At 67.9% G+C, this 13,634-nt stretch carries 18 protein-coding genes; 11 read left to right on the top strand and 7 right to left on the bottom strand.

The annotated features are described in order from the left end of the window. Positions 1-588: 588 nt before the first annotated feature. The gene (locus tag DFP85_RS18920; protein ID WP_166644633.1) at positions 589-906 is read left to right on the top strand and encodes a Spy/CpxP family protein refolding chaperone; all 318 of its coding nucleotides are present in this window, start codon (positions 589-591) and stop codon (positions 904-906) included. Between the two features lie 51 nt (positions 907-957). Here DFP85_RS18920 and DFP85_RS10850 read toward each other — a convergent pair whose 3' ends face one another. Both DFP85_RS10850 and DFP85_RS10845 read right to left on the bottom strand, forming a co-directional pair. Next, positions 958-1,683 (bottom strand): aspartate racemase/maleate isomerase family protein, encoded by a 726-nt coding sequence (locus DFP85_RS10850; RefSeq protein WP_133636302.1) that lies wholly within the window; start codon positions 1,681-1,683, stop codon positions 958-960. 99 nt (positions 1,684-1,782) lie between these two features. Further along, positions 1,783-2,064: a DUF503 domain-containing protein gene (locus DFP85_RS10845; RefSeq protein WP_133636301.1), complete on the bottom strand. Its 282-nt coding sequence runs from the start codon at positions 2,062-2,064 to the stop codon at positions 1,783-1,785. 129 nt (positions 2,065-2,193) lie between these two features. Here DFP85_RS10845 and DFP85_RS10840 point away from each other — a divergent pair, with 129 nt between their 5' ends. From DFP85_RS10840 to DFP85_RS10825, 4 genes are all read left to right on the top strand, one after another. Then, complete coding sequence (locus tag DFP85_RS10840; RefSeq protein WP_133636300.1) at positions 2,194-2,859, top strand: glutathione S-transferase family protein; 666 nt, start codon at positions 2,194-2,196, stop codon at positions 2,857-2,859. Between the two features lie 97 nt (positions 2,860-2,956). Beyond that, the gene (locus DFP85_RS10835; RefSeq protein ID WP_133636299.1) at positions 2,957-3,346 is read left to right on the top strand and encodes a gamma-glutamylcyclotransferase family protein; all 390 of its coding nucleotides are present in this window, start codon (positions 2,957-2,959) and stop codon (positions 3,344-3,346) included. 67 nt (positions 3,347-3,413) lie between these two features. Then, complete coding sequence (locus DFP85_RS10830) at positions 3,414-3,737, top strand: hypothetical protein (protein WP_133636298.1); 324 nt, start codon at positions 3,414-3,416, stop codon at positions 3,735-3,737. Between the two features lie 57 nt (positions 3,738-3,794). Next, positions 3,795-5,075, top strand: a complete 1,281-nt coding sequence (locus tag DFP85_RS10825; RefSeq protein WP_133636297.1) for a sensor domain-containing diguanylate cyclase — start codon at positions 3,795-3,797, stop codon at positions 5,073-5,075. On the opposite strand, the gene DFP85_RS10820 is transcribed toward DFP85_RS10825, so the two are convergent. The 4 genes from DFP85_RS10820 to DFP85_RS10805 all read right to left on the bottom strand — a co-directional run bounded on the left by DFP85_RS10820 (position 5,049) and on the right by DFP85_RS10805 (position 7,914). Then, positions 5,049-6,362, bottom strand: coding sequence for a hypothetical protein (locus tag DFP85_RS10820; RefSeq protein WP_133636296.1), 1,314 nt, complete (start codon positions 6,360-6,362; stop codon positions 5,049-5,051). The genes DFP85_RS10825 and DFP85_RS10820 overlap by 27 nt on opposite strands. Before the next feature lie 121 nt (positions 6,363-6,483). Next, on the bottom strand, positions 6,484-6,948 hold the full coding sequence (locus DFP85_RS10815) for a hypothetical protein (RefSeq protein ID WP_133636295.1): 465 nt from the start codon (positions 6,946-6,948) through the stop codon (positions 6,484-6,486). Positions 6,949-6,960: 12 nt separating this feature from the next. Further along, the gene (locus DFP85_RS10810) at positions 6,961-7,314 is read right to left on the bottom strand and encodes a hypothetical protein (protein WP_133636294.1); all 354 of its coding nucleotides are present in this window, start codon (positions 7,312-7,314) and stop codon (positions 6,961-6,963) included. 33 nt (positions 7,315-7,347) lie between these two features. Next, complete coding sequence (locus tag DFP85_RS10805) at positions 7,348-7,914, bottom strand: virulence RhuM family protein (protein ID WP_133636293.1); 567 nt, start codon at positions 7,912-7,914, stop codon at positions 7,348-7,350. 471 nt (positions 7,915-8,385) lie between these two features. Between DFP85_RS10805 and DFP85_RS10795 the strand changes: the two genes are divergently transcribed. From DFP85_RS10795 to DFP85_RS10780, 4 genes are all read left to right on the top strand, one after another. After that, a complete protein-coding gene (locus tag DFP85_RS10795) occupies positions 8,386-8,664 on the top strand; it encodes a peptidylprolyl isomerase (RefSeq protein ID WP_106229285.1) in 279 nt (92 codons plus the stop codon). A gap of 130 nt (positions 8,665-8,794) precedes the next feature. Then, a complete protein-coding gene (locus DFP85_RS10790; RefSeq protein WP_106229284.1) occupies positions 8,795-9,001 on the top strand; it encodes a DUF6494 family protein in 207 nt (68 codons plus the stop codon). 7 nt (positions 9,002-9,008) lie between these two features. Then, positions 9,009-9,932, top strand: coding sequence for an ABC transporter ATP-binding protein (locus DFP85_RS10785; protein ID WP_133636357.1), 924 nt, complete (start codon positions 9,009-9,011; stop codon positions 9,930-9,932). A 2-nt stretch (positions 9,933-9,934) separates the two neighbouring features. After that, positions 9,935-10,705 carry an ABC transporter permease gene (locus DFP85_RS10780; RefSeq protein WP_106229282.1) on the top strand — a complete coding sequence of 257 codons (771 nt, stop codon included), beginning with the start codon at positions 9,935-9,937 and terminating at the stop codon, positions 10,703-10,705. Between the two features lie 4 nt (positions 10,706-10,709). Here DFP85_RS10780 and DFP85_RS10775 read toward each other — a convergent pair whose 3' ends face one another. Beyond that, positions 10,710-11,618 carry a carbamate kinase gene (locus tag DFP85_RS10775; RefSeq protein ID WP_133636292.1) on the bottom strand — a complete coding sequence of 303 codons (909 nt, stop codon included), beginning with the start codon at positions 11,616-11,618 and terminating at the stop codon, positions 10,710-10,712. A gap of 217 nt (positions 11,619-11,835) precedes the next feature. On the opposite strand from DFP85_RS10775, the gene yejK reads away from it, so the two are divergent. Together yejK and DFP85_RS10765 are read left to right on the top strand one after the other, a co-directional pair. Further along, positions 11,836-12,843: a nucleoid-associated protein YejK gene (gene yejK, locus DFP85_RS10770; RefSeq protein WP_133636291.1), complete on the top strand. Its 1,008-nt coding sequence runs from the start codon at positions 11,836-11,838 to the stop codon at positions 12,841-12,843. 94 nt (positions 12,844-12,937) lie between these two features. Continuing rightward, positions 12,938-13,522, top strand: a complete 585-nt coding sequence (locus DFP85_RS10765; RefSeq protein WP_133636290.1) for an NAD(P)H-dependent oxidoreductase — start codon at positions 12,938-12,940, stop codon at positions 13,520-13,522. The last annotated feature ends 112 nt before the right edge of the window (positions 13,523-13,634 follow it).

Here is a 13,634-nt window from a genome sequence, read left to right as displayed (position 1 = left end):
ATGATGGGACCGGGCTATGGCCAAGGGTAGGGTCAGGGCCAGATGGGTCCGGGGATGATGGGACCGGGCTATGGCCAAGGGTATGGTCAGGGCCAGATGGGTCCCGGGATGATGGGACCGGGCTATGGCCAAGGGTATGGTCAGGGCCAGATGGGTCCCGGGATGATGGGACCGGGCTATGGCCAAGGGTATGGTCAGGGCCAGATGGGTCCCGGAATGATGGGACCGGGCTATGGCCAAGGGTATGGTCAGGGCCAGATGGGTCCCGGGATGATGGGACCGGGCTATGGCCAAGGGTATGGTCAGGGCCAGATGGGTCCCGGGATGATGGGACCGGGCTATGGCCAAGGGTATGGTCAGGGCCAGATGGGTCCCGGGATGATGGGACCGGGCTATGGCCAAGGGTATGGTCAGGGCCAGATGGGTCCCGGAATGATGGGACCGGGCTATGGCCAAGGGTATGGTCAGGGCCAGATGGGTCCCGGGATGATGGGACCGGGCTATGGCCAAGGGTATGGTCAGGGCCAGATGGGTCCCGGGATGATGGGCCAGGGCTATGGTCAAGGCCAGGGTCAGATGGGACCCGGCATGATGGGCTTCGGCCCGGGTGGCCTGCATCAGCTCTTCGACGAGGAGCAGCGCAAGGCCGCTCAGGAACTGATGCAGGAGCACCGTCCCGCCCAGGTCGAACGCATGAACCGCATGATGGAATTGCGCGAGGAGATGTTCACCCAGATGCAGCAGGAACGCCCCGACCCTGAGAAGGTGCAGGCACTGCATACCCGCATGGCCGAGCTGCAGGGCGAGATGATGGCCGACCAGCTGCGCCTGCATCACCAGATGCAGGACCTGCTCACCGACGAGCAGCGCCAGCGGCTGCGCCAGGCCATTCCCTACAACCGCTAACCCCAGGCGTCGCACCGGGGCGGCATGCGCCGCCCCGGCACCCTCAGGCGATCAGAGTGCGGCGAGGGGGCCGAGCAGGCCCTCCGGCAGGTCGGCGCCCAGTTGCCTGAGTCCGGCCCACAGGGTCACCTGGTTGGCGGTCAGCAGTTCGCGGCCGGTCTCGCGGCTCAGGGCCTCGCGCAGGAACAGCGAGTTGACCGCCGTATCGGGCACCAGCAGCGGCCGCACGGCATCGGGATAGCGGGCGCAGAAGCGGCGCACTTCCGCGCCAAGGTCGGCGCGGTGCGAATCGGCGGCATAGGGACAGTCCAGTGCCTTGTCGTTGACCACGGTCACGCCCCCCTCCCGCAGGAAGCTCACCAGCCGCAGGCTCACGTCGTCCGGATAGGGGCTGAGCAGGTCCACCTGCGCATGGCCGAAGGCCGCCAGCGCCTCATGGAAGGCCAGCGCCGTGCTGGTGACCGGCACGTCCAGCCGGGACGACAGGGCCTCACTCTGCTCCCGGGCCCACGCCAGCCCGCCGATGAAGCTGGCGCTGGTGCAGGCCCATACCACCGCCTCGGCACCGCCCTCCTCGACCAGGCGCCGGCCCACCAGCGCCAGCCGCTCCACCTCGCCGAGCGCCAGCAGCGCCGCCGGCGCATGGTGGCCGTCGCTCTGCACCTTGCCTACCTGGATCCGCGGCAGCCCGGCCACTCCGTCGCCGAGGGTGTACCACTCGTAGTCATCCGGGCCGTCGTCGGGCAGCAGGATGCCCAGGCAGGATTGTGGCGACATGCGATGACCTCCCGGTCTGGCTGTAGACATTGCACAACTGGTCAGGACTCTCCCTAGGCTACCGCAGGTTCCCCGGCAGCTGGCAATGCCCCTTATGGCTCACAGGAACTCGCGGGTGGCCTCCAGCACCCGGCCGTCGACCGTGCGCTGCAGCCTGTCCTCGATCTCGCTGCACAGCGACGCCACGTCCCGCGATGACATGCCCACCACCACGAAGGTCCACTCGCTGGCATCGTGGCGGTCGAGGTCGCCGCTCTCGCAGACCGCGATCGATGGCTGGCGTCCGAAGCGCTCGTGCAGGCCGCCCATGCGCTGGCGCTTCTCCTTCAGCGAGCGGCAGCTCGGCAGGGCAATCTTCACGGTGAGAACGGCGAGATGCATGGCGGACTCCTCTGGCCAGCGGGGGAGCTCTCGGGTTGGCAGCGGATGACCTACCCAGGCTGAGGGCAGCATAGTAGCCTTTTCCCATCGCCTGCCCCGACGGGGATCACGATCACGCCAGGAGAGCCCATGATCCGCCTGCATCACTGCATCAGCGCCCGCTCCTTCCGCCCCCTCTGGATGCTCGAGGAGCTGGGGTTGCCCTATGAGCTGATCCTGCACGACTTCCCGCCGCGGGTGCACGACGAGGCCTTCCTGGCGATCAACCCGCTGGGCACGGTGCCTGCCTTCATCGACGACGAGGTACGCATGACCGAGTCGGCGGCGATCTGCCAGTACCTGGCCGCCCGCCACCCCCAGGCCGGCCTGGATGTGGCCAGCCAGGACCCCGCCTACGGCGACTACCTCAACTTCCTGCACTTCGGCGAGGCGACCCTGACCTTCCCCCAGACCCTGGTGCTGCGCTACGGCCGGTTCGAACCCCCGGAGCGCCGCCTGCCCCAGGTGGTGGAGGACTACAGCCGCTGGTTCCTCTCCCGGCTACGGAGCCTGGAACCCCGGCTGGCGACCCGGCGCTGGCTCTGCGCCGGGCGCTTCACCGCCGCCGACGTCTCGGTGGGCTACGCGCTGCTGCTGGCCAGCCACCTGGGGCTGGACGAACGCTTCAAGCCGAGCGTGCGCGACTACTGGGCTCGCCTGCAGGGCCGCGAGGCCTTCCGGCGCGCCCTGGAGGCCCAGCACGCCGCCGCCGTGGCCCAGGGCGTCTCGCCGAGGGCGGCCATGGAATGGCGTTGAACGTGAATAAAGGAAGCCTGGCATGTCATGGCCTCGAGCCAGGCGCCGGGGGTATCCTCCCGACAGGCACATGACAGCGTTCCGGAGCCGGCCCGCCATGCACACTCCTGCCCTCGCCATCACCCGCACGCCCCTGGTCGCCGTCTACGGCACCCTGAAGCGCGGGCTGCGCAACCACCACTGGCTGGAAGGTGCCCACTTTCTGGGGGCCGACCGCCTCACCTCGGCGACCCTCTACGATCTCGGGCCCTATCCCGCGGCCAAGCCCGAGGCCTCGCGGGGCATCGAGGTGGAGGTCTTCGAGGTCAGCGCCCGGCTGCTGGCCGGGCTGGATCGGCTCGAGGACTACCGGGTGCGGACGCCGAAGCATGGCGACTACGAGCGCGTCATCCAGGCCACCGCCTTCGGCCCCGCCTGGCTCTACCTCTACAACCGCGAGGTAGCCGGCTGCCCGGTGATCCGCGAAGGGGCCTGGCGACCCCGATAATCCTGCGGTTGTGGTATAAACGCGGACGCGAAGGAACCCCACCCGGAATGTCACCAAGGAGACGGTCATGGTCCGCTTCATCGTCACTCTCGCCGCGCTGGCCGGCCTGGCCTATGGCGGGCTCTACTTCTACTACGACGTGGAGATCAAGCGCGCCCTCGACCAGCGCCTCGACGACCTCGGCCTCACCGCCGTGGAGGTCCGGCGCGTCGACTTCGCGCCCATGGCGCCCCTGGCCAGCGACACCCGTGTCACCGCCGAGGTGACCTATGGCGGCGCCGAGGCGAGCCTCGACATCCGCGTCATCGGTCATCCGGTGTTCTCCGAGGAGACCCGACTGGAACTCGACAGCCTGCAGGCCCTGCGGCTGACCCTTGGCGCCGGCGGCTGAGCCAGCGCCGATCGATAGGGGACACCCCCCCTCACCCCGCGGATCCGGAACCCGCCCATGCCATCATCCCGGAAGAACGAAACCATCCTCTGGAACGCCCTCTTCGAGGCGTCCTGGGATGGCATGGTGGTGCTCAGGCGCGACGGCCGCCTCTACCGGGTCAACCAGCGCTATGCCGAGATGCTCGACTACACGCGCGAGGAGCTGGAGTCGATGCATGTCTGGGACCTCGACACCCGCTTCAGCCAGCCCGAGATCGAGGCGATGCTGCATAGCGTCGACGGTGACGGGGCCCACTTCGAGACCCAGCAGCGCCGCAAGGATGGCAGCCTCATCGACGTGGAGCTCAGCAACAACGGCGCCACCTATCAGGGCATCAAGCTGATCTTCTGCATCGTGCGCGACATCACGGCACGCAAGGCGACCGAGGAGCGGCTGCGCCGGAGCGAGGCGCTGCTGCGTGACATCGCCTCCCAGGTCCCGGGCGCGCTCTACCAGTACCGTATGGCGCCGGATGGCTCGCGCAGCTTCCCTTACTTCAGCGAGGGCATCGTCGCACTCGGCGGCCTGCCCCTCGACGTATTTTCCGGGCCGGGGACGGATCCGGTCATGTCGCGGCTCCTGCCCGAGGACGCCGATCTCGTCGAAGCCCAGACCCGGCAAAGTGCCGCCACCATGGAAAACGTCCATGTGGAGTTCCGCGCCCGCCACGCCGACGGCTCGATCCGCTGGATCGAATGCCGCTCGACGCCCCAGCAGGACCCCGACGGCGGCATCCTCTGGACCGGCATCCTGCTGGACATCACCCAGCGCAAGCGGGCCGAGGAGCGCGTCACCACCATGGCCATCACCGACGGCCTCACCGGCATCCTCAACCGCCAGGAGTTCGCCCGACTGCTGGAGAAGGAAATGGCGCGTGCCAGCCGCTACGCCTCGCCGCTGTCGCTGATCATGTACGACCTCGACCACTTCAAGCGCATCAACGACCGCTTCGGCCATAACGCCGGCGACGACGTGCTGAAGACAGTCGCCGGCCTGGTGGGTGACAGCCTTCGCGATACCGACCTCCACGGCCGCTGGGGCGGCGAGGAGTTCATGGTGCTGCTGCCGGAGACCGGCCTGGAGGCGGCCGGCAAGGTGGCCGAGAAGCTGCGCCGAGCGATCGCCGACCACCGCTTCGAAGGGCTTGGCGGCGTCACCGCCAGCTTCGGCGTGGCGCAACTGGCGTCCGGCGAGGATTCCCGGTCGCTGGCGCAGCGGGTGGACGAGGCGCTCTACCGGGCCAAGGCGCTGGGCCGGAACCGGGTCGAATCATGGGGCGCAGCCGAGCGCGGCTGACGCCTCATTCACCTCCCGTACCCTGACCTCGAGATCATGGCGCCGATAGGCCGCATCGAAGGCCATCACCACGAAGACGGTATCCCGATCGACGCCGACCAGCCGGGGGCCCGTGTGGTGGACGAAGGTCCTGCCATCCACGCTCAGCTGAAGGCGCGGCAGGCCCTCGTCGTCATGGTCCAGTCGCACGTCCTTGAAGCGCCACGTCAGGGGCGCCTCCTCGGCGCAGCTCGCCACGTCCCGCGGCTCGCCCGGGGCGAGCTCGAAATGCTGCCGCTCCAGCTCCCGGCCCTCGGCATCCGTAACCACCAGCCGATAACGGCGCGGCCCCTGATCAGCCACCCCAGCTTCGGGAAGCTGCGCCAGCACCGAGGCGCGCAGCGGCTCGACCCGGGCCAGAGGCGGCTGGAACGGCAGGTCTCGGCCCGGCCCGGGGCGGTAGACGAAGCGCAGCGAAAGCAGCCGTTCGCTGGAGGCATCCAGCCCCGGCACGGAGCCCGACATCGCGGTCACCTCGCCCGGCTCCCAGGCGAGCTTGGCGTGGCGATCCTGCGCGGTGCGCAGGAAGAGCGTGCCGGGAGTCTCATCCAGCGTCAGCCGGCCTGCGGCAGGCGGCTCGGGGGAAGCATCCAGATAGCGCAGCAGGTAGTCCCAGGAGGCGTGGGCGATCCCCTGCGCCTCGGCCGAGACGAAGGACATCCCGCCACCCTCGGCGACGGCCAGGGTGACCGCGAAGGGCTCGCGCCGCATGGCCACGGGATTGAGATCGGCCCGTGCCGTGTCGCGAACCGGGGCGTGGTCGATGAAGGACCAGCCGAAGGGGTCGCCCGCCTCGTCCCACCCCAGATAGGCTGTGCCGCCGGGCAGGCGCTCGTCGCGGTTGGCCACCGTCTGCAGGCGCAACTCCGCTCCGGGCGGCACGTAGCCGGCGTCAAGGGAGTGGAATCCCTCCGCCTCGACCCGCAACTGGCCAGAGCCGCTGGCAAGCAGCCATGCCGGTCCGGGCATGGGTACCCGAAAGCGCCCGTCGTCGTCGGTTGTAGCGGTTGCCGAATAGCGCTTGTCCCAGATCAGTTGGCGATCCGGGCCGCTCAGTCCCCAGCCGTGGCGACTCAGGGTCACGGTGGCGCCGGCCACCGGCGCATCACTGTGGTACTCGACCAGTTGTCCCGACACGGGGGCCGGCGTGAGCCACCACAGCACCAGCCACGCCGCCAGCACAAGCCCCGACGCCACCGCACCCGATACCACGACCCACCGCCAGCGACGCCTGGGTTTCTCGCTCATGCTTACCCTCCGCTCCTCGCCATTGGCAGCGTAGCACCCGTGGCATGAAGCACATGCTGCTGCGCTCGACAAGGGATGATCGGGAATGACGGCGGGCGGCGGTTCTGAGGGCAAGGGCAGCCTACCGATCCACCCCCAGATACTTGACTCGGCGGTAGAGCGCGGCGATGGCGCCACTGCCCAGCATCATGCCAAGGCCCAGCACCACCACGAACAGGGCGTCATAGGCGACGGCACCCGCGCCCGTGTAGGCCGCCACCAACATGCCGACGTGACGCACCACCAGATATACGCCGATCAGGAAGGTGCCGGCCCGAACAAAGTCCTCGTCCGCGATTCGCGCGCCGGCATCGGCCTCGACGCCGCCATGCAGCCTCTCCGCCAGCCGGTCGGCGAAGCACCACAGCAGCACACCGCCGAGCATCGGCACCCCCACCGTCGCCACATAGATCAACAGCAACTTCCCGACCCCGGGCTCGGCGGCATTGGGCCCGAGCAGCGCCAGCGCCGGCACCACCGCGAACAGCGTCTTCAGGAAGAGATAGAGACCCAGCAGGCGGATCAGCAGGATAGAGAAGGGCTTCATGGTGGCTCCCGGTCAGTCCTCCGCCTCATCGTCCTCGATGGGCGTCCCAATCGTATCGACCAGCATGCTGTGGCACTCGACATCGAACCACTCGTCGAAGCGCTTCAGGGTGCGCTTCGGCCACAGCGTCGGGTCGGTGTACCAGCCCTCCAACTCCGACTCGAACAGGCTGCACCAGTTGGCCTTGACCCACCGCCTGACCTCCTCCGGCGACTCCGCCACCTCGTCGCTGATCAGGTAGACGGTCAGGTCGCTGTTGATCTCTTCCAGGGTAACGCTGCCGCCGCTCGGCGCGGGGTCGGCGTCGTTGATCCACTTCACGGCCGGGGTCTTGTAGCGCAACAGCAGGGCGGATCGGTTGAGCATGGAGCACTCCTCTATCGAAGGCGGCTCTGACGTTCAGGTTGAAGAAGGGGAGATAGAACGATGAACGCCCGGCCTGAAGCAAGCCAGCAAGGCCCTCACGGTGGATTCCGGCGTCAGCACATCCACCACGACACTTGAACCGCAAGGCTCTACCTGATGGTAGCCCTCTAAGGTCCAGCGCCAGTGGTGGCCTCTCCAGTTCTCCTCGAAGCGCTGGAGGTTCAGCGTCCAGCCCTGTGTAAGATGCTCGCGCAGCACCCAGGTGGCCCACTGCCGGAACTGCACGGCGCGTCGGGAGTTGACACGATAGCCCACCGAGATAATGGCATCGAGGTTGTAAAGCTCGATCTGGCGGCGAACCTGCCTGGCACTCTCGTCTTGAACTGTTGCATTTTTTGCAACTCTTGCCCGGCGCTCCAGCTCGCCTTCCTTGTAGATATTACGCAAGTGATGATAAATCAAAGGCTTATCTCGACCGAAGACCTCGGAGAACTGCTGCAGGTTCAGCCAGACGGTCTCGTATTCAGCATCCAACCACACCTCGACCGCCTGGCCGGCTTCCTGGTAGATGACGATGGGCGTCTGGCTCTCGGTGCTCATGCCGTCCCCTCCTTCACTGCCGCCCCGGCTCGCTCGGGCGTCAGCCCACCCGAGAAGGCTTTCTGCAGCAGGGACTGCTTCAGCTCGGTGGCGCAGCCGGCCTCTTTCCACAGCAGATCGTCGATGTTCTTGAAGGTCTGTTAGAACATGGGAGGTCGCGGTTCCTTGCGATGAGAATCGTGGGCGCAATGCTACGCCGCGGCATCAGCCTGCGCCAATCACCCGTGGCGGAGTGATTCGCACTGCAAGCTTGACTGCCAGGAAGGCCCCAATCGCGAAGCAAGCTTCGCTCCTACGAAGACCTGCTGGCCGCCATAAGTGAGGACGGAGACGGGGAATCACGCTGCAAGGAGCACTCTTTCCAAGACCGGTCGGGTGTCATGCGTGTGGGCTCCCACGAAAACCGGAAAGTGGCGTGATATGCTCGGGGCACATCAACCGGCATCCCTGCCGATCATCGAGGAGAGCAACATGGCTCAGGCAAGCGCACGTCATATCCTGGTGGACAGCGAAGCGAAGTGTAACGAACTCAAGGCCGAGATCGAGGGCGGTCGCGACTTCGCCGAGGTCGCCCGCGAGCACTCCTCCTGCCCGTCCGGCAAGCAGGGCGGCGAGCTCGGCACCTTCGGCCCGGGCCAGATGGTGCCGGAGTTCGACAAGGCGGTCTTCGAGGGGGAAGTGGGCAAGGTGCAGGGCCCGGTGAAGACCCAGTTCGGCTACCACCTGCTGGAGGTCACCGAGCGCAGCTGATCGCCCGCCTCGCGCCGATCGACGCCGTGCATGGCCGCCATGCACGGCTTTTTCTTGTACAACCCCTGTATCATCCGGCCAGTCGCGCTAGGATGGGAGGCACCAGCGATCACCACAGGAGGAGCCGCCAATGAACGACGAGGCCTTTCAACAGAGCATCCGCAAGCTGCTGAAGACGGTGGGCGTCACCACCCAGCAGGAGATCGAGAAGGCCGTGCAGCGCGCGCTCGCCGAGGGACACCTCGAGGGCAACGAGCGCCTGCCGGCACGGGTGACCGTGGAAGTGGACGGCCTGAGCCTGGCGCTCGACTTCGACGGGGACATCACCCTTGAGTGACGCGCCGATGATCCAGGTCGAGGGGCTCTCGAAGATCTTCGCCGATGGCTTCAAGGCGCTGGTGGATGTCGACCTCACCATCCAGCGGGGCGAGATATTCGCCCTGCTCGGCCCCAACGGCGCAGGCAAGACGACCCTGATCAGCGTGATCTGCGGGCTGGTCAACGCCAGCCGCGGCCGGGTACTGGTGGATGGCCACGACAACGTCGGCGACTACCGCGCGGCGCGGTCGCTGATCGGCCTGGTGCCCCAGGAGCTGACCAACGAGGCCTTCACCACGGTGTGGGACACGGTGAGCTTCAGCCGCGGGCTGTTCGGCAAGCCCAAGGACCCGGCGCACATCGAGAAGGTGCTGCGCTCGCTGACGCTGTGGGAGAAGCGCAACAACCGGCTGCTGGAGCTCTCCGGGGGCATGAAGCGCCGGGTGCTGATCGCCAAGGCGCTCTCCCACGAGCCCCAGGTGCTGTTCCTGGACGAGCCCACCGCCGGCGTGGACGTGGAGCTGCGCCGCGAGATGTGGGAGGTGGTGCGCGGGCTGCGCGACCAGGGGGTGACCATCATCCTCACCACCCACTACATCGAGGAGGCCGAGGAGATGGCCGACCGCATCGGGGTGATCCGCCGCGGGGAGATCGTGCTGGTGGAGAACACCCATGCGCTGATGCGCAAGCTCGGCAGCAAGGAGCTGACCCTGCACCTGCAGGAGCCGCTCACGGCGGTGCCGGAGTCGCTGGCGGGCCACGGCCTGGCACTTGCCGACGAGGGCCATGCGCTGGTCTACAGCTACGATGCCGCCCGCCAGGAGGGAGGCTCGACGATCTCGGGGCTGCTGGCCGACCTCGAGGCGGTGGGGCTGCGGGTCAAGGACCTGCACACCCGCCAGAGTTCGCTGGAGGACATCTTCGTCAGCCTGGTCCAGGAGCGTCACTGAGCATGAAGCGTTTCAACCTGCAATCCGTCAAGACCCTCTACCTGGCCGAGATGGCGCGCAGCCTGCGCACCGTGCTGCAGAGCATCGTCTCGCCGGTGATCTCCACCTCGCTCTACTTCGTGGTGTTCGGCGCGGCCATCGGCACCCGCATCAGCGAGGTGGACGGCATCAGCTACGGCGCCTTCATCGTGCCGGGCCTGATCATGCTGATGCTGCTCACCCAGAGCGTCTCCAACGCCTCCTTCGGCATCTTCTTCCCGCGCTTCTCGGGGTCGATCTACGAGATCCTCTCGGCGCCGATGTCCTACGTCGAGGTGGTACTGGGCTACGTGGGCGCGGCGGCGACCAAGTCGCTGATCCTCGGCGCCATCGTGCTGGTCACGGCGCGGCTCTTCGTGCCCTACTCCATCGACCATCCGCTGATGATGGTGGTGTTCCTGGTGCTCACCGCGGTGACCTTCAGCCTGCTGGGGTTCATCATCGGCATCTGGGCCGACGGCTTCGAGAAGCTGCAGCTGGTGCCGCTGCTGGTGATCACCCCGCTGACCTTCCTGGGCGGCACCTTCTACTCCATCGACATGCTGCCGCCCTTCTGGCAGACGGTGACCCTGGCCAACCCGGTGGTCTACCTGATCAGCGGCTTCCGCTGGAGCTTCTACGGCATCAGCGACGTCAGCCCGCTGGTCAGCCTGGGCATGATCCTGCTGTTCCTGGCCGCCGCACTCGCCGTGGTGGGCTGGATCTTCAAGAGCGGCTATCGCCTCAAGCCCTGAGCCCTCACGCGCGGACCAGGGTGCCGGCCTGGCCCTCCAGGATCCGGCAGGCGTCTTCCAAAGCCCCGATGCCGGCGACGCCGCCCCGGGAGAGCACGAACTCGCAGGCGGCCGCCACCTTGGGGGCCATGGAGCCCGGCTCGAAGGTCCGGCTGGCCAGTTCGCCCGGGGTGACCGGGCCCAGCGGCCGGGGCGCCGAGCCACCCCAGCCGTCGTAGACCGCCGCCACGTCGGTCAGCAGCAGCAGGGCGTCGGCGTCCAGCCGCGCCGCCAGCAGCCCGGCGGCATGATCCTTGTCGATGACCGCCTCCACGCCCTCCAGCCGCCCGCCGGCCCCGCGCACCGTGGGAATGCCGCCACCCCCGGCGCAGATCACCACCACCCCGGCCTCCATCAGGCGGCGGATGATGTCGATGGGCAGGATGCGCCGCGGCAGGGGGGAGGCGACCACCCGTCGCCAGTGGCCGGTGGTTTCCTCGACGAAGGCCCAGCCCTTCTCGGCCTTGAGCCGCTGCATGGTGTCGCGGTCGTAGCCGGGGCCGATGGCCTTCGACGGGGTCAGGAAGGCGGGGTCGTCGGCATCCACCTCGACCCGGGTCAGCAGGCTGGCGCAGCTGGCACCGGGCGGCATCTCGTTGAGCAGCTCGGCCTCGATCAGGTAGCCGATGATGCCCTCGGTGGCGGCGTCCAGCACGTCCAGCGGATAGGGGGCGACCTCGGCGTAGGCCTGCGCCTGGAGCGCCAGCAGGCCCACCTGGGGGCCGTTGCCATGGGTCACCACCAGCTGGTGGCGACCGGCGAGCTCGGCCAGGGCGGCCGCCGCGCGCCGCACGTTATGGCGCTGGTTGTCGATGGTCATGGGCTCGCCACGCCGCAACAGGGCATTGCCGCCCAGGGCTACCACGATTCGCATGCAAGCCGCCTCCGGCGTGGGTGTGTTCGGGCCTCGATATCGGGTCACGCGGCAGGACGAGGCCCGGACAAGGCGCAGGCGTGCGTCCCCTTTCATCAGCATAGTCGGGTGCTGCGCTGCCACGACCCTCGACCGGCCCCGCGCCCCGGGGCCGGCTATCGAGGGGCGCCCCGGGCGGGTATCATCGCCCTCCTCGCCACCTCACCGCGGAGTTCCCATGCCGATCCTGCACAGCATCATCCATCGCATCGACAAGGCCGCCGGCGAGGCGCCGATGAGCCTGGTGCCCGCCACGGCGGAGCTGCCCCCCTCCCCGGCCCTGGACGACCTGCTGGCCGGCTTCAACGATGCCTTCAATGCCAAGCCCAGGGCCTGGGGCCACTTCGCCGAGACGACGCCCGAGGGCGAAGTGAGCTCGCCCTTCGCCAGCGAGCTTTCCGACTACCTCGACGGGGGCCGCGACTTCGTCGCCTTCTCCCGCGACCTGGCGGGCCGCATCGCCGAGCTGGTCGGCGCCCACCTCTCGCTCTCCGGCGACCTGCTGGTGCTCCACCACCAGCTCGGCGACACCCGCTACCTGAGCCTCGCGCTGCTGCACCACCGGGAGGGCTTCGGCATCGATGACCAGCTTGCCGTGGTGCCGGTGCGCCAGCTGAACCTGGCGCAGATGACCCTGGCGGCGCGCCTCAACCTGAACCAGTGGCAGGCCGGCGACTCGCGGCAGTACCTGGCCTGGACCCGCGACCGCGGCGGCAAGAAGCTCGCCGAGGGCTTCGCCGCCCTGCTCGGCGCCGAGGAGGGAGTGGACGCCAGCGGCGAGACCCGCACCCTGCTCAAGGCCTTCAGCGACTACGTCGAGCAGGAGGACCTGCCCGAGGAGGCCAGCCGCGAGAAGACCGACGCGCTGATCGACTACGCCAGCGACCAGGCCCGCCGCGGCGAGCCGATGACCCTGGAGGCGCTCTCTGAGGTCCTCGACGAGCAGCAGCCGAAGGCCTTCTACGACCACATCAGAAACGCCGATTACGGCCTCTCCCCGGAGATCCCCCCGGACCGGCGCACCCTCAGCCAGTTTCGACGCTTCACCGGCCGCGCCGGCGGGGTGTCGATCAGCTTCGACTCCCACCTGCTCGGCTCCGGCGTGGAGTACGACGAGGATCAGGACCGGCTGATCATCAAGCAGGTGCCCAAACAGCTGCGCGAGCAGCTCAAGCGCCAGGGCTGAGCACGGGCCGGCACACGGCCACCGAGCCGTGTCACGCAGGGCACAGATCCCGCTATGCTGAAGCCCTGACCCATATTGCGGAGGGAGAGTCGCCATGCGCCGCATCCTGATCCTTCAGGGCCACCCCGATGCCACCGCCCCCCACCTGCTGCATGTCCTGGCCGAGCACTACCGTCTGGGCGCGGAGACGGCGGGGCACGAGGTGCGCACGGTGAGGGTCGCCGACCTGGACTTCCCGCTGCTGCGCAGCCAGCAGACCTGGACGGAGGAGCGCATGCCCGCCTCGCTCGACGAGGCAGCGGACGCCATCCGCTGGTGCGAGCACCTGGTGCTGTTCTTCCCGCTGTGGCTCGGCGACATGCCGGCGCTGGTGAAGGGGTTCCTCGAGCAGGTGATGCGACCGCACTTCGCCTTCGAGTACGTAAAAGGCAACCCCCTGGGCCACAAGGGACTGACCGGACGCTCGGCGCGCGTCGTGGTGACCATGGGCATGCCCGCCGTGATCTACCGCCACCTCTATCGCGCCCACAGCGTCAGGTCGCTGGAACGCAATATCCTGGGGTTCGTGGGCTTCAAGCCGGTGCGCGAGACGCTGATCGGTTCGGTGGAGGGCCTCGACGCGGATGACTGTCGCAAGTGGTTCACCCGCCTGGAGAAGCTGGGTGCCGAGGCAGAATAACCGCTGAGCCCCCTCTAGTACGTGACTCACACTTGCTCTGTAAGCGATCGCTTACAAGAGCCGTGAGCTAACTGTGACACTTGCATGAGGTGGCTGGCGGGATGCGCAATTT

This window comes from Halomonas ventosae (assembly GCF_004363555.1).
GTDB lineage: Bacteria > Pseudomonadota > Gammaproteobacteria > Pseudomonadales > Halomonadaceae > Halomonas > Halomonas ventosae.
Note: the sequence above shows the minus strand (reverse complement) of the source record. Positions and strands in the feature narration are given on the sequence as shown.

Bases quoted from the DNA above. Each gene is read 5' to 3' on its own strand.
- DFP85_RS18920 (WP_166644633.1), top strand. From the start codon at position 589: ATGATGGGCTTCGGCCCGGGTGGCCTGCATCAGCTCTTCGACGAGGAG.
- DFP85_RS10850 (WP_133636302.1), bottom strand. From the start codon at position 1,683: ATGTCGCCACAATCCTGCCTGGGCATCCTGCTGCCCGACGACGGCCCG.
- DFP85_RS10845 (WP_133636301.1), bottom strand. From the start codon at position 2,064: ATGCATCTCGCCGTTCTCACCGTGAAGATTGCCCTGCCGAGCTGCCGC.
- DFP85_RS10840 (WP_133636300.1), top strand. From the start codon at position 2,194: ATGATCCGCCTGCATCACTGCATCAGCGCCCGCTCCTTCCGCCCCCTC.
- DFP85_RS10835 (WP_133636299.1), top strand. From the start codon at position 2,957: ATGCACACTCCTGCCCTCGCCATCACCCGCACGCCCCTGGTCGCCGTC.
- DFP85_RS10830 (WP_133636298.1), top strand. From the start codon at position 3,414: ATGGTCCGCTTCATCGTCACTCTCGCCGCGCTGGCCGGCCTGGCCTAT.
- DFP85_RS10825 (WP_133636297.1), top strand. From the start codon at position 3,795: ATGCCATCATCCCGGAAGAACGAAACCATCCTCTGGAACGCCCTCTTC.
- DFP85_RS10820 (WP_133636296.1), bottom strand. From the start codon at position 6,362: ATGAGCGAGAAACCCAGGCGTCGCTGGCGGTGGGTCGTGGTATCGGGT.
- DFP85_RS10815 (WP_133636295.1), bottom strand. From the start codon at position 6,948: ATGAAGCCCTTCTCTATCCTGCTGATCCGCCTGCTGGGTCTCTATCTC.
- DFP85_RS10810 (WP_133636294.1), bottom strand. From the start codon at position 7,314: ATGCTCAACCGATCCGCCCTGCTGTTGCGCTACAAGACCCCGGCCGTG.
- DFP85_RS10805 (WP_133636293.1), bottom strand. From the start codon at position 7,914: ATGAGCACCGAGAGCCAGACGCCCATCGTCATCTACCAGGAAGCCGGC.
- DFP85_RS10795 (WP_106229285.1), top strand. From the start codon at position 8,386: ATGGCTCAGGCAAGCGCACGTCATATCCTGGTGGACAGCGAAGCGAAG.
- DFP85_RS10790 (WP_106229284.1), top strand. From the start codon at position 8,795: ATGAACGACGAGGCCTTTCAACAGAGCATCCGCAAGCTGCTGAAGACG.
- DFP85_RS10785 (WP_133636357.1), top strand. From the start codon at position 9,009: ATGATCCAGGTCGAGGGGCTCTCGAAGATCTTCGCCGATGGCTTCAAG.
- DFP85_RS10780 (WP_106229282.1), top strand. From the start codon at position 9,935: ATGAAGCGTTTCAACCTGCAATCCGTCAAGACCCTCTACCTGGCCGAG.
- DFP85_RS10775 (WP_133636292.1), bottom strand. From the start codon at position 11,618: ATGCGAATCGTGGTAGCCCTGGGCGGCAATGCCCTGTTGCGGCGTGGC.
- yejK (WP_133636291.1), top strand. From the start codon at position 11,836: ATGCCGATCCTGCACAGCATCATCCATCGCATCGACAAGGCCGCCGGC.
- DFP85_RS10765 (WP_133636290.1), top strand. From the start codon at position 12,938: ATGCGCCGCATCCTGATCCTTCAGGGCCACCCCGATGCCACCGCCCCC.